This is a genomic window from Spirulina subsalsa FACHB-351 (genome assembly GCF_026130165.1).
In the GTDB taxonomy this organism is placed as follows: domain Bacteria; phylum Cyanobacteriota; class Cyanobacteriia; order Cyanobacteriales; family Spirulinaceae; genus Spirulina_A; species Spirulina_A subsalsa_A.
Window position 1 is genome coordinate 39,396 of sequence record NZ_JAIHOM010000015.1, and the last position, 19,596, is coordinate 58,991.

Sequence of the window (19,596 nt, forward strand, 5' to 3'; positions counted from 1 at the left end):
GGCATTTATCCCATTCTGCCAACTAATAGAAATCCTGCCCAGTAGTAGGGATCGGCATAGGGTGAGTAATTACTGCCTTGACGGTTGGCTTTATCTTTGGCTAAATCGCTGGAAACCTTGAGGTTATGGAGACAGTGGGGGGGAATTTCTTGCAGTTCGTTTAGTAATTTTTCATATAATTGAATTAATTCTTCATACGTTACCGTTCTTAACCAATTTTGGGCTTTCTGGAGGGCATGGGCGGGGGGGATTTTTTCCGCCAGTCGTTGATAAAAATACATCATGAACAAGGTGGTAGAAATTTCCGAGACGCGCCATAAACTGAGCAATACATGATTTGTCCCTTTTGTCAAGAGTGATGCCCCAAATCCTACGAAGTCGTCGGCTATTTGGCTGGTGGTTTTCAGGTGCGCTTCACAGGCGGATAAACAGACGAAGTTAGGGCTAGGATTGTCTAGGGCGAGCCAATCGGTGAGTTTTAACTCTTCTTTGTTGGCTAGGGTGAGGGCAGAACGCTCATGGGGGACAGATTGATAGGAATGCCCGGTAAAGTGGAAAAAGTAGGTGGGGGTGGAAAGGGCTTGTAGGAGGTTTTCGGGGGTGGCTTCGCTGCTGGGGAGGCTGTGGCTGGGGAAGAGTTGCGCGATCGCCGCTACTTCCAAATCGGCGTAGGGCATAAAGCCTGTGGGGTTTTCCACGCTCAATAAAGGCCACTGAGCGGGGTTTTCTGCGCCTGTCTGGGGGTGATTTTTTAGGTCAATGGCTAATTTAGCACTGGGGAGATAGGTAATGGTGTAATCCTGCTCGGTGAAGGGAGTATAAAACAGAATATGTAAGGGCAACAGTTGCAAGTCTTGGTGAGGGACTAACATTAACTGGCTGACCTGTGGGGGAATTTGGGCTAAAATTTGCGGCAGTTGGAGAATATCGGCTAATTCTTCGAGGGAACTGGTGATTTCCTTGCGCCACTGTTGATTAACGGCTGGATTCGCTGTTTTTTGCCGTTTGCTTTCATAACTTTGTTGCCATGCGGTTAACCACTGACGGAAACGGCTCAATTGTCGGGGGTGACTGGTGAGGACGGTGAGAGGTTGTTGATACTTTAAGACAAAAGTAGTAATCGCCGCCGGGCTGATATGCCAGTAAATCATACTGGTTTTCTCATCGAGGGCTTGCTGGATTTGGGGATATTTGGGGCTTATTAGGCTAGTTTCTGCCTCGTTGGGGTGGGTGTACCAACGAATACAGAGGTTTTTCCGTTCTTCGGCGAGTTCGAGGGCTTGGGTGTGTTGTTTCGGATCTTGGGTGACGGCCAGATGATCCACTTTCAATTGATGGAGGCCGATAAATTGCCGAGCAATCTCGATTTTGTGGGGAGGATGTTGGGTCCCCAACAGCAATTGATTGAGCATAATCAGGGCAATATTGATGTAGTTTTTGGCGTTTAAATAATTGCCCAGTTGATTATGAGTAATGACTAAATCCTGCATCACTTCCAAGTAAGCCGTTTCTAAGTGGGGCTGATCTTGGAAGGCATCTAAAGCCTTTTGATATTGTTCAATGGCCTTTTCTAAATAGGGGGTAAAATCTTCCGGACGATTGTCATTCCGAGACGCTAGGCGATCAGCTTCTCGGTGATGAGCAATGCCTTTATAGTGTAGGAGAGTCCCTTTAGCCTGTCGATAGTCGGCACTGTCTACAGGTAAATGATTCAGGCCTTCATCCCAGTTGCGGAGGGCGGCCTCGTAGCCTAGGGGGGAGGGAGCATGGTACATCGTCCAGCCACGATTGGCCCAAGCTTGCCACAGTTCTGGCTCTCGTTCAATGGCTTGGTCAAAATCGGCGATCGCATCGGTATAACGGCCAATCTTACGCAAGGTCAGGGCGCGTCCGTTGTAAGCAATGGCATAATCGGGTTTTAAGGCCAGCGCTTCCTTGTAGTCGGCAATGGCTTCACTATATTGACCTAACTCATAATGAGCATTGGCCCGATTATAATAAGCCTGATAAAAATTCGGTTCAATTAAAATAGCTTGATTAAAGTCTTCCAAGGCTTCCTGACAACGCCCTAATGCCCGTAATACATTGCCCCGATTATGATAGGCATCATGGGAATTAGGATCTAAAGCTAAGGCCTCCCGGAAGTCTGCCAGTGCTTCGGTATAGTCCCCTAAATTAGCGTGAGCAATCCCCCGACCATTATAGGCAAAGGGAAAACTAGGCTGTAGGGTAATGGTTTGATTAAAGTCTGCGATCGCCTCCTTATAGCGTTGCAGGCGCTCCAACGCCATCCCCCGCCCATTGTAGGCTAAATGGGAATCCGGTTGGAGTTCAATGGCTTGAGTAAAATCCGCGATCGCCTCCTCCAATTCTCCCAACTCCAGATAAACATGACCGCGATTATAATAGGCAAAATAAAAATCGCCCTGTTCCTCCAACGAGCGGTTAAAATGCGCCAAAGCGTCCCGATAACGCCCCAAATAAAACAGCGCCGCCCCACAGCCATTATGAGCATCCGCAAAATCCGGCTGTAACTCCAGTGCCGCCTCCCACAGCGCCACCGCCCCACTCAACTCCCCCGATACATAGCGCGAGGCCGCCTGATTAAACAACTCAATGGGATTATCCGAGGTAATCGTAGGCAAGACATTCTTTTGTAGAGAATGACTCAACGCCACCCGATCCAACAACTCCAGCATCCGCGTCCCAATTTGTTTCGCCAGATCCCCCAAATCCCCACAATTTGTTTCTCCCAGTCGGACAAAATGTTGCGCCAACTCCCGACTTAACTGATTGGCAGGTTGCCTCAAAGCACTGCGGCCATAACGTTGTAACCAAGCCACAAACCAAGGATCATAACGGCGTTCCCCCAACTTTTCCAGCACCTGTTCCCGTTGCCATCCCTTGGCCATCCCTTCAATCAGTTGGAAAAACAGCGACTTATAGCCCTCATTGGTCAGGGGCGGAATCTCCGTCGGGTCAGGAACCCGGGTTTCTGATCCGAACAGGTCATTAAAGAAGTCTTGCAGCCACCGCAAAGTTGTTTCAAACATCGAGTCGGTGTTATACGAGTTATGAAAATCCCTTTGTTAGCATAACCTAAATTTAGGACGAGGTTCTGCGCCAATTCTCCCAAAATTTCCCTCTGGTCGGGATTAGGGGGTGGGGGAGTCGGACTCCCATCACCTCGCTTAAACGCCTCCAGTAACCTTGTCGTGTGAGTCAGAGGGCTTAGGGAATCTCCCGTAGGTTGGGTGAAACGAAGTGCAACCCAACATTTTATCCTGAAGGGCTTAGGGAATCTCCCGTAGGTTGGGTGAAACGAAGTGTAACCCAACATTTTCCTAACTTGTTCAGTGGCGCTCTGCCTTAAATCAATCAACGGAGGGTTAGTATGCCAGAAACCGGGTTGATTTTATTGGCTCGTTTGGGGTCTACATCTTAGCAAAAACCCGGTTTCTTGATTGAAAGTTTACCCAACATTTTCCTAAATTGTTAGGTGGCGCTCTGCCTTAAATCAATCAACGGGGGGTTAGTATGCCAGAAACCGGGTTGATTTTATTGGCTCGTTTAGGGTCTACATCTTAGCAAAAACCCGGTTTCTTGATTGAAAGTTTACCCAACATTTTCCTAAATTGTTAGGTGGCGCTCTGCCTTAAATCAATCAACGGGGGGTTAGCGTGTCCAGAAACCGGGTTGATTTTATTGGCTCGTTTGGGGTCTACATCTTAGCAAAAACCCGGTTTCTTGATTGAAAGTTTACCCAACATTTTATCCTGAATTGTTGGGTTGCGCTGTCGCTCCACCCAACCTACAGAGTGATGATGAAATATTAAGAAAAGATTGCGTTAATATTAAAACCCCCTTAACTTTGTGGAAAACTCGGAGGAATCTGTGGAAAAGTCCCCCAAATTGTGGAAAACTTGCCCTAAAATGTAATCCGTTCCGATTGATAATCGGGGGGTTCCACATGAATCAGCACACGCACGGGGTCAAAACGAGCTTTTAAACGGGCTTCTACGGCCTCGGTAATTTGATGGGCGGTTTTCACATCGGTTGCATCTACTATTAAGTGCATTTCAATAAACACTTGTCGCCCCAATAATCCTCGGGAGGCAATATCATGACAGTTCATCACCCCTGACTCTTCCATGACAACGCGATGAATGGCTTCAGGTGCGATCGCCATTTCATCCACTAACCAAGGTAAATTTGCCGTTAATACATCCCAGCCACTCTTAAACACCAACAGCGCCACAGGAAAGGCTAACACCACATCCAGCCATTGCAATTGAGGCAGATTCCAGACCTGACTCTGCCAAATCCCCACTAAACCCAACAACACGGTAATCGTCACCCACACATCACCCATGGTATGTTTCGCGTCGGCCAAGAGAATGGGACTCCCCACCCGTTTCCCCTCTGACCGCTCATAAAAGGCAACAAATATATTAATCCCCAAGACAATCAGCAAAATCCATAGTTTGGTCGCCCCAATTTCCATATCGGTTAGACCTTGTAAAATCCGTTCAATGGCTCCCTGTAATATCTCAAAGCAGGCAATCCCCAAAAAGGCCGCAATCCCCAAGGCTCCCACGGCTTCAAATTTTTGATGGCCATAGGGATGATCTCGGTCGGGGTAAGGGGATGAGAAGCGGGTGGCGACTAAGCCTAATATATTATTCGCCCCATCGGTGACACTGTGCAGTGCGTCGGCCTGTAAGCTCAGGGAACCGGTCAGAATCCCCACGACGCCTTTAATCACCATCACAATGATATTTAGCACCAAGGTAATTACTAAAACCCGATTGACGGTTTTTCGGTTGTCTTTGAGCATAGTTGAACAATAAGTTAATCTGTAGACATCTCCTGAAACCCCATTTAACGTCCCTCTCCCACCTTGGGAGAGGGATTTAGGGAGAGGGTCAAGTTTTAAGGGACTTCTCAACAAGCGGTAACAGCTTACCCAGGGCGCAAGCATTGCTTACCCAGGGCGCAAGCATTGCTTACCCAGGGCGCAAGCATTGCTTACCCAGGGCGCAAGCATTGCTTACCCAGGGCGCAAGCATTGCGCCCCTACTAATATTTAGGGGTTTCTCTGACTTTTTTTTAAAAAAAACTTCCAATCTGTCCCCTTGTCTGGTAAATTCTTTAAGGAAACTACATATTCACCTTAAGTTTCTACTTTCCCTTTGTTAACTTACGTTAAAAATGACCGTTAAATAATGACCTCTCTCACCCTTAACCTAAGCCAAGGTTCAGTTTCATTTACCTTCTCTCGTGAGTCTGCCCAAGACTTGCAGGGGCAGGTGGCTGAGTTAGTGCAACGGTTAAAGGCGATCGCTAGTCAAGGGTCAAGCGCGGGTCAAAGACCTAGCCCCCAACCTTCTCTAGAGTATCGCTATACGGGTGATGTGTTTCTGGAACTGTTCTGTAATCCCAATATCTACCCTAGTCCTTTCGCGGCTAAGGTGTTGGTGACAGTCCGAGATGAGCGGATTCGTTTGACCGCAGAAGCAGAACTCACCCGCTTAATTGAAGACGTGAATCTGTTTCTAGAACAATAAGTGCTAGAAGATTAATCTTCCCATAAGCTGAGTGAGATTCCGAGAGTAGAAAATCAAGTGTCCCGGCTAAATCATCAAGACAAGTTAAATCATGAACGTTTAACAGATTCTGTCTTCTAAGTGGGATTGAATGAATGCCTTTTAAATTTTGGGTTTTTAACTGTTCTGGTTTAAAGTCTCGAATGAAATACAACAATCAAAACCAGCCATGACAAATCAAAACGCTAAATCAAAAACCTGAGCAGTAACCTTGTTTTAAACAGAAAACATTACTCATGGATTATTCGGTTAGCCGTTAGTTTGGTTATGAGGTAAAATGGGTCAAAAATGCAGATTTAAAGGAACTAGCCAGATTAAAGTCAACTACAAGATTCTAACTGGAGTCTTAACTAGAATCTAAGCTAATCGTTTTCCCATTTTTCCGCGCCAATTAAATCGCCAATGCGATCGCGCAGTAAATAATCACACTGTTCTAATTCGTATTCCACACCAACCCACTCCCGAGCCGGAATGTATTGGCACAACACATAAATTGGCTGTTGGCGGCTAACATATCCCTGATCAACTAATTGACGAGCTTCTTCTTGAAGCAAATCAATGGAGTAGCGGATGGGTGCAGTTTGTGGTACAAGCGGTAAGGTGTTGACAGTCATAGTTGATGTTACCTACTATCGAGCTTTTGTGTTAATGCCGAGCAATCCTTAGCGGGATCTTCGTTCTTATTCAGTATAGAGAGTTACAGATTCATTGGATACCCAGATAAGAATAACAAAACTTTGGAAATTCATCATTCTGGCTGTAAGTCTCGACAATTTAATCTGCTTAAAATGGCGCACACCAGTTTCTAGGTTTAGCGTCCAGGTTTCTCCTGTTTGTTTGTAATTGGCTCAATTTTCTGAGAATTGACTCATTAACAGAAATTATATAAACGCCTGAATGTCTTGATCAAGCGAGGCTTTAGAGCTTAACAAAATGTTACAGGCTAAACCTTGGGCTATAGGCATCTGACCATAGGAAAATACCCAAGGCAGATCAGAGGGCTTATGATGATGAAACCAATCAAGCACATATGGACTACCGTAAATAGCAAGGGCCTTAATTTGCTGGGTTCTTAAGAATCTTTTAAATAAATGTTCAAATTCCGGGGTCAAGCCAGCATGGCCTCGGAAAGGATTGCCTCGAATAAACACCTGTAAAATTAGGGGGATATGTTCGGGACAAGAAAAGGTGGACAAAAGTTCCTGATCAACGCAGTAGGGACTGTAGCCCAATTGTCGAGGCCGAGCAAGAGCGGGAGCTTGTTCCGTTAGGATGTCCTGACACTTAAAGCGATCGCCTACTAGCAATAAATTCAGCCCCCCGTGGGGAATAGGTGGCACGGTATAGGGCAAATTCCCCCCCCACTGCATAGACTCCCGTAGAATTTCCTCCACCGTTGCCGTTGCTTCGGGGGTAGCCACGGCACTTAAATTTAAGGGAATGCCCGCCTCCTGTTTTTTCGGGGAGGAAAATAACCCGAGTTTTTCCTTGGCCCGTTGAATGCGTTGCCAAGACTCTTGAATGCGACTCACCGCAATGCGCCCCCCTTCCACGGCTCGTAAAATCCCGGCGAGGGCGATTTCTGGATGGGGGGGCATGAGGAGGATATCGGCCCCGGCTTCCACAGCCCGAATACAAACCTCCTCCGCTGCGGCAAATTGGGCTACACCAGCCATCACGAGGGCATCGGTGACAATTAACCCCTCAAAGCCCAGTTTGTGCCGTAATTGCCCTGTTAGGATGGGCTGAGAGAGGGTGGCGGGGGACTCGGCATCCCAGGCGGGAATGAGGAGATGAGCGGTCATCACCGTATCGACTCCGGCCGCGATCGCTTTTTGAAAGGGGGGAATTTCCAACTCGGCCAAGCGTTGGGTGCTGTGGGGGAGGACAGGCAAGGTTAAATGGGAGTCCGTCGCTGTATCCCCGTGACCGGGGAAGTGCTTGGCGGTGGTTAAAATGGGGTACTCTTGGCAGCCCGTAATAAAGGCTGTCGTCAGGGCTTCCACTTGTTCCCGCGTTGAGCCAAAAGCCCGGACATTAATCACGGGATTCTCGGGGTTATTATTGACATCCACCACGGGGCCGAGCAGCCAATTTAAGCCCAAGGCTACAGCTTCCTGAGCAGTGATTTGACCCATTTTGCGGGCATAGTCTTGGGCTAACTGGGCGTTGGGGATGGCGCTGAGGGTCATGGGGGGAGGGAACCAAGTGGCACCGGGGAAGCGATGGCCGACCCCTTCCTCAATGTCCGCCGCTAAGAGGAGGGGGGTTTTCGCCCAGGCTTGAAGTTGTTGCGATCGCACAGCCAACTCGACCGCCGTCCCCCCCAACAAAATCACACCGCCCACATTGAGACGGCTTAACCAATCTTCTAACTGGGCGGCTGTGGCTTCCCATTGGGGGTAACGGATCTGCTGGTCAAACCAATGGCCAGAAGCCCGTACCACAATCATCTGTCCAATTTGTTCAACGAGGGAGGGATGAGGCATTATTCTTCCTCGCCCCATTCATCTTCTGTCTCAAATTCCCCCTCAAACCCGTCCTCGGGATGGTTTTGGTTAATTTGGTTGAGTAAGTTCAACATCCGATCTCCCCGTTCAATGGAACGATCTTCGAGAAAAATCACCTCGGGAGTGCGTCTTAAACGGATGCGGTGTCCGAGTTCCCGGCGGACGTAACTGGTGGAGGATTTCAACCCGGCCATAGTTTCGGCTCTCGCTTCGTCGGTGCCGTAAATACTGACAAAAATCTTGGCGTGTTGTAAGTCTCCGGATACGTCTACATCGGTGACGCTGACCATGCCTGCTCCTACACGGTCATCTTTAATGCCATTAAATAATAACTGGCTAACTTCGCGTTTAATCAGCGAGGAAACGCGAGAAACACGACGACTGGTAGCCATAATTTTAGTCCTCTTGAAAGAATCAATGCTGGGGTTCGTGGTTTAGGGGGCTTTGTTTCTTCACTCCTGACTGGGGGTTTATTGCCGTTCAAGATGCGATCGCCACAGTAACCCGTTTCTAGTGTGACACAATCCCCGGTAAAAGGGGATGAGGCCTCTAGATCCTAGACCCCACCCAGTCCTAACATTCCCCGCAGGGTGAGCAGGACAAACACCCCTCCCCCTAGGACAATGCCTAAAAGGGCGATCGCACTGACCGGATTTTTCAACAAGGGCTTTAACCAGCCAAAAATGGAGAAAAAGATCCCTAAAGTAAAAGTGATAAAGTAACGAGGATAGCGCGAGACGTTTTCCCAAAAATCCTTCATGGCGGCAGCAAAAAATAGGGTTTTAATCTAGGACTGTTCGGGCATTGTATCGCATTCTTGCCCCTGGGCAAATGCACCATTGGAAGGAACACAGGAGAACTTGAACAGATGCCGGAATATAGCTTATTTCTGCTTTTGGGGGGCTTGCTCTCAGGACTTTTAGCCGGATTATTGGGCATTGGGGGGGGCGTGATTCTCGTTCCCATCCTCGTGGCGTTAAATTATCAACCTGTACAGGCTACGGCTACGAGTACCCTGGCCATTCTCTGCACCTCCACCTCGGGCAGTATCCAAAATTGGCGCATGGGGTACCTCGATTTCCGCCGAGTCTTAGCTTTAGAAGGGCCGGCTTTAATCACGGCTCAACTGGGGGTCTTTATTGGCGATCGCATTGCCCCCCACCTTCTCCTCGCCGCCTTTGGTGGTCTACTGTGGCTCAATATCTATCTGGTCATGTTGCGCAAAAAACTGGTTCAACAAGCCCCCGATCAGAAAACCTCCCCCCGAATTTCTCCCCTTCTCGCCCGTTTAGGCACAGGAGCCGCCGCCGGACTCCTAGCGGGCTTATTCGGCATCGGGGGCGGTGTGATCATGGTTCCCTTTCAAATTTTGTTACTAGGAGAACCGATTAAAATTGCCATTCAAACTAGCCTAGGAGTGATTGTCATTACCACCTTTTCCGCTTGTTTAGGTCATGCTTACTATGGCAATGTGCTATGGATTCCGGGCTTACTCCTAGGGGCTGGGGGACTCATCGGCGCTCAAATTAGCACCCGTTATTTACCCCGCCTACCGGATCACGTGGTTGATCTTTCTTTTCGCTCCCTTTTAGCGCTCTTATCCCTATACTTTTTCTGGCGCGCTTGGCAGATTTATCCCGGTTAAGGAGGGAAGACAAACCATCACTAATCTCTCGCAAGTCATGGGTTATGATTCTAGAAAACAACCCCCAATTCCCTACTCCCAATTCCTAATTGTCAATTCTCCTTTATCAGAGGAAAACTGTATTTAAAGATACAGCAGGACAAGACAAAAGGATAGACAATGGAGGAATTTGTGCATAGATTGGGAGAACCTCTCAAGATAGCCGAAATCTTTAGGTGAACAAGAAATTACGATATAAGGCTAGACTTTGGAGCTAAACTTTGACATATTAAATCAGTTAATTGTATAAGTTCAGAGTCCATAGTATGGGGTTTAATCAATCTGTCGTCCGTCAATTACGATCCTTCCTAAGTGATCGTCAACTTCGGTCTAGAAGCCTATTAGGACTTGAACAGTGTGTCACAAATCTCCCCTCGGGGAGTGACTCTGAACCCGCCTTTCTGTTCAAATCTGTTCCCAGAACGTGCCAGAATTTTGAGAAGTGTCTTCAATGATGTCTAAATCAACCAAAACACCCAGACAACGGACTCGGCAGAGATCCGAGTCCTCCCCTCTTCTGCGGGAAAACCACTATCTCCAGTCAGTCCAGTGGTTATTGAATCGGTTTTCGCCTTACTGGTTAGCTTGTATTCCCTTAGTGGCCATTTTAGTGGTGCTGTGGGATGGCGTAGCCGTTGCTCAACACCTCTATGACTTGGATGAAATGGATCTCACGGATCCCGCCTATCTGAAAGGCACCTTAGATGTGATCTTCATCCTAGCCTCGGCCATCTTGGTGATTTTCATGAATGCCGGATTCGGGATGTTGGAAACCGGATTCTGTCGTCAGAAAAACGCCGTTAACATTTTGACCAAAAACCTGATCGTGTTTGCGATCGCCTCCATTGCTTACTGGGCCGTGGGTTTTGCCTTCATGTACGGCTCCGTGGAAAACAATTTCATTGGTCTACAAGGCTTTTTCCTCGCCAGTGATGACCCCGCCACCTATGGGTTAGATCCCTTCCCCGAAGGTCTACCCATTTCCGTTTCCTTCCTGTTTCAAGTCGCCTTCGCGGGGACTGCCGCCACCATCGTTTCCGGTGCCGTAGCGGAACGGGTGAAATTCTTGGACTTCCTGATTTTCAGCATCCTCCTCGTCGGCATCTCCTACCCCATCACGGGACACTGGGTATGGTCCGATGGGTGGTTAGCTGACATGGAATTTCATGACTTCGCCGGGTCCACCGTGGTTCACTCCGTCGGGGGTTGGGCTGCCTTAATGGGTGCGTCTATCCTCGGCGCTCGTCGCGGCAAATATACCGAAGATGGCAACATCAACGCCATCCCCGGCCATAACATGAGTATTGCCACCTTGGGCTGCTTAATCCTCTGGATTGGCTGGTTTGGCTTTAACCCCGGTTCCGAATTAGCCGCCACCCCCAACGTGGCCTACATTGCCGTTACAACCAACTTAGCCGCCGCCGCCGGGGGCATTACCGCCACCATCACCTCCTGGACCAAAGATGGCAAACCTGACCTTTCCATGGTCATCAACGGCATCTTAGCGGGTCTGGTGGGCATTACCGCCGGGTGTGATGATGTGTCCTACTTAAGCGCCGTGATTATCGGCGGCATTGCCGGGGTGCTGGTAGTCTTCTCCGTCGGCTTCTTCGACAAAATCAAGATTGATGACCCCGTAGGGGCTACCTCAGTTCACTTGGTTTGTGGAATGTGGGGAACCATTGCCGTGGGTCTGTTTGGCAGTGCCAATCTTGGGGTTCAATTATTAGGCATTGTCAGCATTGGCGGTTTTACCGTTCTCTTTGCCAGCATTGTCTGGTTTGCCCTGAAATTCACCTTGGGGATTCGCGTATCCGAAGAGGAAGAGTTCAAAGGGTTGGATATCGGGGAACACGGTATGGAAGCCTACAGTGGCTTTGTGACGCAAACTGACACCTTTGCCGGGGGAAGTCCCTTGGGCATTAGTGGCAGTAGTGATATACAGTAGTCACGCTCAAGATGGGGGGGAGTTCCCCCCTAGATATCTGTCTCAAGATTACAAGTCAATCTACCTTTTGCCTTAGAATGTTCAGAAGAATGCAACATCTCGGTAAAAGGTAGTTTTTTTACAGTCGTTTTTGTGATCCGTATGGTCTGGGAGAGAATCTGTGTCCGCCCAATTTAAGCGCTATTCTCAGTTGTCGTTGTTTTCTCTGGCAGCCAATGGCTTGCTGTTATTAGTGTTAGGCTTACTCTGGCAACGGGATGGGGCCGTCTCAGAGGTGGCTTTAGCCAGTTTTTCGGGAGCGTCGATGCAGCTATTGGCTAAAACTCCCATTCCCTCAGATGTGGGTCAACAACATAAGTTAAATTATCAACAGTGGGTAGACTTATTAGGCCAAGAAGCGGCCGTTATTGCAGACAAACGACCGGAAAATTTAGCCATTTTGTTGGGGGATTCCATCACCCTCTGGTTTTCTAAGGACTATCTACCGGGGAACTACACCTGGTTGAATCAGGGAATTTCGGGCGAGAATACGGTGGGGTTGTTGCGACGGCTGAACTTATTAGATACTACCCAACCGCAGGTTATTTATGTGATGATTGGCATTAATGACATTTTGCGGGGAACGGGGGATGAGACGATTTTAGCCAATCACCGCTTAATTGTGAGTCACTTAAAGCGATCGCACCCCAGAAGCCGGATCGTTCTCCAGTCGATTTTACCCCACAGTGCAGAACAAGCCACTTGGGAAGGGCGCGATCGCCTGCTGAAAATCCCGAACCAGCGCATTCGTAACCTCAACCGTCAATTAGAAGCGATCGCCAAAAACGAGCAGATTTACTTCCTCGATCTTTACCCTCTCTTCGCCGATGCCCAAGGCAACTTAAAAATAGAACTCAGCACCGACGGTTTACACTTAAATGGAGAAGGTTACAAAGTCTGGTCTACTGCCCTACAAATTTTTAATCAAGTCACCCATCAACGAACCGCCGGACGTTAGCTTTCCCTTGGGAAAATTACCTTTCCATTGAGACAATCCATAAAAACAATAAACATTCAATTGAAAATTCTCACATTAAATGAGAAAATCGGTCACACAGTAAGAACATTTTAACCCAAATTTATGGATACTAAAGCCTTTAAAAGAACCCTAAACCAATCCGACAAATATCATCGTAAAGGATTTGGACATCAAGAAGAAGTCACCGGACTATTAAACAGCGAATATCAAAGTAATTTAATCCAAGAAATACGTCAGCAAAACTATACCCTCCAACGGGGCAATGTTACCATTCGACTCGCCGAATCCTTTGGCTTTTGTTGGGGAGTAGAACGCGCCGTTGCAATGGCCTATGAAACCCGCCAACACTTCCCCTCAGAACGTATTTGGATCACCAACGAAATTATTCATAATCCCGAAGTAAACGAACGTTTACGCCAGATGAATGTCGGATTTATTCCCGTGGAACAAGGAATTAAAGACTTCTCCATAGTTGAAGCAGGAGACGTAGTAATTTTACCCGCCTTTGGGGCTAGCGTCTCAGAAATGCAGCTTTTAAACGATAAAGGTTGCACCATTGTTGATACTACTTGCCCTTGGGTTGCTAAAGTTTGGAACTCCGTAGAAAAGCACAAAAAACGCGACTATACCTCCATTATTCACGGCAAATATAAACACGAAGAAACCGTAGCCACCAGTTCCTTCGCAGGCAAATATTTAGTCGTCTTGAACTTAGAAGAGGCCGAATATGTGAGCCACTACATCCTGAATGGGGGCGACAAACAAGAGTTTTTAACCAAATTTGCCCATGCCTACTCCGAAGGGTTTGATCCTGACATTGATTTAGAACAGATTGGCATTGCCAATCAAACCACCATGCTCAAAAGTGAAACCGAATCCATCGGCAAACTCTTTGAAAAAACCATGCTCAAAAAGTATGGCCCCACCGCCTTAAACGAGCATTTTATGAGCTTTAACACCATTTGCGATGCCACCCAAGAACGTCAAGATGCCATGTTTGGCTTAGTGGATGAACCCTTAGATTTAATGGTCGTCATTGGGGGATATAATTCCTCGAATACAACCCATTTACAAGAAATTGCCATCGAGAAAAATATTCCCTCTTATCACATCGACTGTGCCGATCGAATTAAAGCCGGGAATACTATTGAACATAAACCCCTCGGACAAGATTTAGTCCTGACTGAAAATTGGCTACCCGAAGGGGAAATAGTCGTCGGGGTAACATCCGGCGCTTCCACTCCCGACAAGGCCGTTGAAGCCGTGATTGAGAAGATTTTCGCCATTAAATCCGCCACTCCCGCCCTCGTTTAAGCCTATTTCTGGATAGAATAATCCCCCATGCTCCTCTAGGAGGTGGGGGATTATTGCTGGGATCTCATGGGGTTTGACATCCGCCCCGCCGTAAACGGACGGGGATTCCATCTATTTCAACAGGTCAAAAATTGACAATTGTTGAAATACTCGATGGGGTAAAGGGAAAATGGCGATCGCACCGCCCCTAGAAAATACGACCCAGACGTTCCCGCAATTCAGTCGCTGCGGCTTTCAGGTGTTCTGGGGTGTATCCTGTTGTTTCAATGGAAACAGCAATATGAGATTGATCACTCTCATGCAAATGGAGCCAAAGCACTTTACGCCCATCATCTAAATCCCGTGGTGAACCTTTAACCCCATTTTTAGGAGCAGAAAAGGCTTGAGCATCAAAACGAACTAAATCAACCCAAGGTAAGTCTTGCAGAATTTTCTCAACTTTTTTCCAACTTTTTGGACGATGATGACCTTGTTTTTCCCCTTGCACTTGAATCACTGGATTACGAGATCGTCCCGATTCGGGGAGTTTGCTGCCATAGTTACGCTGAACCCGTCCTTCCGGTTGCCCACTGGTGTTAATATAGGGTAAATAGACTAAAGCCTTATAGGCTTCGTGAATATAGCAAACAGGCACACCCAAAGCATTTCCCACCAATCCCATCACCATCGTTTGTGCTTTAAATCCCCCCGTTGCTGCTAAAGTGACAATTCCATCCGCTTGTTGAATCCGTTCCCGAAGGAGACTGGCCATTTGTTCTAATGCCGAACCCGATTCATCCAGTTCATAATTAATATCAGGAATCGGTTCAATATCAACATAATTCTGTTCGAGGCAGGTTTTAAAGTAATTTTGTAAAACTTCTGCACATTCTTGACCGGAGGGAGTAGCCGAGTGGAGGAGAAGAATGCGATCATTTTTATCTGGATCAAGTCGCCACAGGGTATTAGTTTCTGCACTAATCAGTTCTAATTCAGCCGTTTTCATCCACGTTAAAGGTTGATCAATGCTGTTGAAAATGCGTTGATCTTCAAACTTATTTTTGTTTGTAACCCAAGGACGTTTTTGCTCATTGGGTAGATCGCGATCGGAGTTTGTGCGTAGGGATGTGCCTACAGTCATAATGATAGTTTGCATAGCTTTACAGTGCTTTATTTATTAGCTTTTTGGGCTTGAGAACTGGCTGTTTTAACAGCTACTTTAATTTTATTGACTTCTTGATTAAGTCGAGCGATTAAAACATTATATTTACTCATAATTCTTGACCTTGCAAAATCGCCGCTAAAATTTCTGGTCTAGCCGATTGTACTTCTACTAAATCAATCTCAAATTCACTCAAACCCAAAAGCTTCGATACTGCTTTAAAATAGCTCTTTTCTGGCAGATTCCAAACCGCTAAATCAATATCAGAGTTTTCGTGAAATGTAGGACTGAGTAATGAGCCAAATAGGACAATGCGAGAGGCTCTAAACTCAGTTTTGAGCATTGCTGCTGCTTGTTGAGCAATTTCTAAACCATGAATTCGACGTTTTTCGAGTGCTATGCTGTGTTTGTGTTGCCATTGCTGGGCAGATACAATATATTGCTGCATTTTTTGAATTGAGATGTTCATGGGGTGTTTCTTGATTTGATCACCTATTGTTTGATTAAATCACTCATTGAGATAGTCCATGCGGATGAAGGGTAAATAGCGGGCGCGATCACTCAATAAGTATTTAGCATCCTAAATCTTTTTTAACAGTGTTTATTAGATGATCTTTATCTGTTTCAGAAAGACCATTGGAGTGATCATCTAACAACTCAATTACTTTGATATGATGCGCTTCAGCAAGCTTACGGTTATCAGAACCAAGCTCTTGATCTAAAATCAAAAATCTTTTTGTATAAGTTCCCAAAAACTCTCTTTGAGTTGCTGTACTTAACTGATCAATAGATTCTTTCTTCTTTGCTTTTTTACCAGTTTTTATCTCTGCTATTCCTATTTGATTTTTGCACCGTAGCAGCAAATCAATCTCTAATGATCCCCCGATACAAATATTCATCATAATTTGACAAACCTCACATTTAAGGGCTAGATGCACCAATTCTTCAAATTCTTCTGCCTTAGAACGTTTTGTATATTTAAGCCCATGAGCATCTAAGTAATCCTCAATTGAAATATAACTACTTGATTCTTGGTTAGATTGTAATCGAAGTTCACCATCATGAAAAGCATAGTTGTAAACAATGCTTTTTCTCTTTTCGCTTTGAAGATAAACAATCTCTGATTTTAATTGTTCTGCAAGCCGAAATGCACCAAGAGACATTGGCTTGGTTCCACCTGTTAAATTAAAAACTAAATCGGTAGACTTCCAACATTGAGAATCAACCTCCTTGTTGATTTTAGATTGTATATCCAAAATGTCATATGGAGAAACTTCAAGTGAATGAATTTGACAAGAATTCAAAATTGTACAAAGATTTTCATAAGCCTTTTTTGTGGTTTCAGTATAAACCAAAAGAACTTTTTGAGTTTGATAATCTCGAATTGCTAATAAATTAGGGATAGGTTGCTCTCCAACCAGGCAAATCATTACATGATTACTATCCATATTTTTGTTCCTCAATAGTTTATTGATGGCAAGAGTTTGAGTAGATTTTCTTTCATTTAGTAGACTTGAGAATGGGTAAACCCTTTTCATTTTCATCCCAGAGAGGGGGTAAGGCAACTTTAGAGCCACCTGTACGCTCATTTGCGACAAACCACTCAAAAGCCTTGCCTTCTGGATGGGGTGGTACTACTCCAGATTGTCCTTGCTGTCTTGCTCGTGGGTAGTGAATGGGTAAATTATCATCAAAACCCTTAGCACAACGACAAAAGGCTTGAATTAGTGGAATATCATCGAAATTGTTACCATCACCATAAGCTTGTTTGAATACCTCTTTAAATTTCATAATTGTTGTTTCAGCTTCTTTAGAATTTGCGTTTGGCATTGACACAAGAGAACAGTAATACCTTTGCCAGTCCTCTCCCTTGCGTAAATCAGTTTCATCCCAATTAATATCGAGCCTGACACTACCAAAACCAAACGGTTTACCACCGCCAAGCCGATGATAATGCTCTGAATGAAGACTTAATAACCAAAGTAGTGCGCCCAATTCAATATTGGAAAGGTTGGTTATATCAATATCAAACTTGAACGTAATACCATCTTTCACCCATGACTTAATTGATCGATTTTGATCATCGCGTTGCTCTTCATCAAGATTTAAGTCGAAAGTTCCATCACCTTTAATAATGGGTTCTGATTTATTAGTCCTAGAGTTGTATTTTGTGTTGGGCTTGTGAGGACGGCGATATTCTTGAAAGTACCCATCTTGATTCGTCTGGGTTCTGTCATCAAGTGGATCAGTCCAATATTTAGATGGAAGATTTGCGTGATGGGGATAGACCTTTCGCCCCCTCAAAGACTGTCCTTGAGTATAGCTATCTTTTTTTTCTGTATTTTTTGGCAAAGGTTTACCCGCTTGATCTTGAGCAACATAAAACTTAGCTTGTTGTGGCTTTGGTTGCCCTAAAATATTCAAAGGGAAGCCCGCATCACCAAAGTTATCTATAAGTTGATCTAGCGGTAAATCCGGGCATTGGACAGAATGAACTCGTAGATTTCCCTTATATGCACCACCAGGGCCACCGCCCTCTTTCTGGCGAACCCAGCCAAAGACACGATCTGCTGGAGATAATTCGTCCATTTGAGTCGCAGGTCTAAGTTCTTTGGGTAATAGAGACTGTGGATCTAGAGGAAAGAGTTCTTTTGCAATGATGACTGGATATAAGCCCAAAATCTTATACTTGCCATGTTTATTCTCGACACGAGCATAGCATAGCGTCTCAACCTTTAGATCTCGTTCATCAGTAGCCAGGGTAAATCCATTGCCTTTGATGTGACGTGACCAAACAGAGTTCTTCAGAACAGGTGGGCTAGTTTTATGCTGTTTAACAATTTCATCTTTATGAATCTCTTGATAATCAGTAATGAGATTCTTCCACTGTCTTTCTAGTTCCTTTATCTCTTGCTCAGAGGGATTAACTAAATATTCATCACTACTTCCAAAAAAGACGCGCTCATCATGCTTTCGATCAATATTAGCATTTGTGACACATACAAAACCATGACCTTTTTTGAATTCACCTAACGATTCATGATAAGAGCATTTATTTTTTTTATTTCCATTAGGTGTTTTATTTGGTTGTTTCCCCAATGATTTTCCTGAATAAGTTATTTCACGGACACGCCAATATTGAAAGTCTTTAATGTGTTTCTTACTAGACTTATCCCAACGCCAATGCTGAAATTTTTCTAGCCAAACTTCAACTTCATTTGTATGTTTAGGAAGTTCATTTGTATATTCAAGAAGCTTACTATCATAATACTTGACTGCATCCTGCGAGTTTTTGCCTCTATAATATCGAGGTAGCCACGCAGCATACATTAAATTTGGTTGTGGTTCTCCATTTAAACCGATATTAGACGTTCCTGGAAATAAGCGGACAACTTTTTGACCATCAGTGTTACTTTCAATTCGAGCAGGAACCATTTCTAACCCCATCTTTGTTGGCATTCGATAAGCCAACCGATTTTCATGATCTTTTTCAAACACCGATAACCGAGAATTGGTCACTGCTTCATAAGCCGATCGCAGCATCCCTTTAATCGAAGTTGGCGGTAAATACGGCTTCCCATCCGCACCCAATCGCACCGGATAGGTTTTGTGATCATTATTTTCCGTCATTTCTGCGGCATCGGGAATGAGCAGAGGCGTAACAGTGGTGAGCTTCACGGCAATACGACCTGACCAATAATCCTCGTAATAACGACCGTGACCGACAGGAGCGCGATCGCCCAACTCACCCGTTACCTCATCTCTGGGTAAAGCTGGGACAAAGTTATAGGGGTTGTGGAAGCGATCGCCTTGTACCCGTCGTGGCTGATCTTGAGGTCGAGTTCGTTGCGAAAGTTCCTCCCGAACTTCTTCTCGATCCCAAGGTTGACCTTGTTCTCGTAGCTTAAGAATGCGATCGCCTTCTTCCTCAAATTCTACAGTTAACGTAAGGTTACTAGATTGCTCAATTTTTTCAAGTAATGTTTTAGCAATTTGATCTTGAGGAATTTTTTCAAATTTCAACGAACGATACTGTCCTTCAGTATTGGTATAAAAAAACTCAAAAGACTTAGTGACATTTCCTTTTTTATTAGCCTTGGACTTAATTTTCAATGTTCCACTTTGTATAATATTCATTTTGACTCCTGAAAAAAATTCCAAAAGATTTCTACACAACCAGAAGTGTTGAATGTTAGAAAAAAAATTGACAAAAAGCTCCTACTTCGGTAAAATAGGAGCTTGTTTTTTAAAAAAAATCAATAATTTGATTCTATCCAACTTCCCTCAAATTGTCAAAAAATGCCTCGGTCATTTACCTCAAGATGACTATCCCGTTTTGGATACCTTTAAATTCGTTTCCATTTGGCTTGAATTT

15 protein-coding genes and 1 pseudogene are annotated in these 19,596 nt (G+C 45.4%); 6 read left to right on the forward strand and 10 right to left on the reverse strand.

Annotated features, from left to right (window positions below):
* Nucleotides 1-5: 5 nt before the first annotated feature.
* Nucleotides 6-3,053: a CHAT domain-containing protein gene (locus tag K4A83_RS04520; RefSeq protein ID WP_265263234.1), complete on the reverse strand. Its 3,048-nt coding sequence runs from the start codon at nt 3,051-3,053 to the stop codon at nt 6-8.
* 875 nt (nt 3,054-3,928) lie between these two features.
* The gene (locus tag K4A83_RS04525) at nt 3,929-4,837 is read right to left on the reverse strand and encodes a cation diffusion facilitator family transporter (RefSeq protein WP_265263235.1); all 909 of its coding nucleotides are present in this window, start codon (nt 4,835-4,837) and stop codon (nt 3,929-3,931) included.
* A 388-nt stretch (nt 4,838-5,225) separates the two neighbouring features.
* Here K4A83_RS04525 and K4A83_RS04530 point away from each other — a divergent pair, with 388 nt between their 5' ends.
* Entirely contained in the window at nt 5,226-5,567 is a 342-nt protein-coding gene (locus tag K4A83_RS04530; protein WP_265263236.1) for a hypothetical protein, read from the forward strand.
* 401 nt (nt 5,568-5,968) lie between these two features.
* Here K4A83_RS04530 and K4A83_RS04535 read toward each other — a convergent pair whose 3' ends face one another.
* The 4 genes from K4A83_RS04535 to K4A83_RS04550 form a co-directional block, all read right to left on the reverse strand.
* Nucleotides 5,969-6,220, reverse strand: a complete 252-nt coding sequence (locus K4A83_RS04535; RefSeq protein ID WP_017306850.1) for a DUF4327 family protein — start codon at nt 6,218-6,220, stop codon at nt 5,969-5,971.
* A gap of 267 nt (nt 6,221-6,487) precedes the next feature.
* Nucleotides 6,488-8,095, reverse strand: a complete 1,608-nt coding sequence (locus K4A83_RS04540) for a glycoside hydrolase family 3 N-terminal domain-containing protein (protein WP_265263237.1) — start codon at nt 8,093-8,095, stop codon at nt 6,488-6,490.
* Entirely contained in the window at nt 8,095-8,508 is a 414-nt protein-coding gene (rbfA, locus tag K4A83_RS04545) for a 30S ribosome-binding factor RbfA (protein WP_265263238.1), read from the reverse strand. The genes K4A83_RS04540 and rbfA overlap by 1 nt, the downstream gene beginning before the upstream one ends.
* A 164-nt stretch (nt 8,509-8,672) precedes the next feature.
* Nucleotides 8,673-8,876, reverse strand: coding sequence for a DUF751 family protein (locus tag K4A83_RS04550; RefSeq protein WP_265263239.1), 204 nt, complete (start codon nt 8,874-8,876; stop codon nt 8,673-8,675).
* 108 nt (nt 8,877-8,984) lie between these two features.
* On the opposite strand from K4A83_RS04550, the gene K4A83_RS04555 reads away from it, so the two are divergent.
* From K4A83_RS04555 to K4A83_RS04570, 4 genes are all read left to right on the forward strand, one after another.
* Nucleotides 8,985-9,761: a sulfite exporter TauE/SafE family protein gene (locus tag K4A83_RS04555; RefSeq protein ID WP_265263241.1), complete on the forward strand. Its 777-nt coding sequence runs from the start codon at nt 8,985-8,987 to the stop codon at nt 9,759-9,761.
* A 490-nt stretch (nt 9,762-10,251) separates the two neighbouring features.
* Nucleotides 10,252-11,748, forward strand: coding sequence for an ammonium transporter (locus tag K4A83_RS04560; protein WP_265263242.1), 1,497 nt, complete (start codon nt 10,252-10,254; stop codon nt 11,746-11,748).
* Nucleotides 11,749-11,908: 160 nt separating this feature from the next.
* The gene (locus K4A83_RS04565; RefSeq protein ID WP_265263243.1) at nt 11,909-12,745 is read left to right on the forward strand and encodes an SGNH/GDSL hydrolase family protein; all 837 of its coding nucleotides are present in this window, start codon (nt 11,909-11,911) and stop codon (nt 12,743-12,745) included.
* Between the two features lie 123 nt (nt 12,746-12,868).
* Nucleotides 12,869-14,080 (forward strand): 4-hydroxy-3-methylbut-2-enyl diphosphate reductase, encoded by a 1,212-nt coding sequence (locus tag K4A83_RS04570; protein ID WP_265263244.1) that lies wholly within the window; start codon nt 12,869-12,871, stop codon nt 14,078-14,080.
* A 187-nt stretch (nt 14,081-14,267) separates the two neighbouring features.
* Here K4A83_RS04570 and K4A83_RS04575 read toward each other — a convergent pair whose 3' ends face one another.
* The 4 genes from K4A83_RS04575 to K4A83_RS04590 all read right to left on the reverse strand — a co-directional run bounded on the left by K4A83_RS04575 (nt 14,268) and on the right by K4A83_RS04590 (nt 19,358).
* Nucleotides 14,268-15,215, reverse strand: coding sequence for a putative CRISPR-associated protein (locus K4A83_RS04575; RefSeq protein ID WP_265263245.1), 948 nt, complete (start codon nt 15,213-15,215; stop codon nt 14,268-14,270).
* A 115-nt stretch (nt 15,216-15,330) separates the two neighbouring features.
* A complete protein-coding gene (locus K4A83_RS04580) occupies nt 15,331-15,690 on the reverse strand; it encodes a nucleotidyltransferase family protein (RefSeq protein WP_265263246.1) in 360 nt (119 codons plus the stop codon).
* Nucleotides 15,691-15,793: 103 nt separating this feature from the next.
* Complete coding sequence (locus K4A83_RS04585; protein ID WP_265263247.1) at nt 15,794-16,669, reverse strand: PDDEXK family nuclease; 876 nt, start codon at nt 16,667-16,669, stop codon at nt 15,794-15,796.
* 52 nt (nt 16,670-16,721) lie between these two features.
* Nucleotides 16,722-19,358 carry a TIGR03986 family type III CRISPR-associated RAMP protein gene (locus tag K4A83_RS04590; RefSeq protein ID WP_265263249.1) on the reverse strand — a complete coding sequence of 879 codons (2,637 nt, stop codon included), beginning with the start codon at nt 19,356-19,358 and terminating at the stop codon, nt 16,722-16,724.
* A 52-nt stretch (nt 19,359-19,410) separates the two neighbouring features.
* Between K4A83_RS04590 and K4A83_RS04595 the strand changes: the two are divergent.
* A pseudogene (locus K4A83_RS04595) lies at nt 19,411-19,596 on the forward strand (hypothetical protein); the annotation flags it as partial.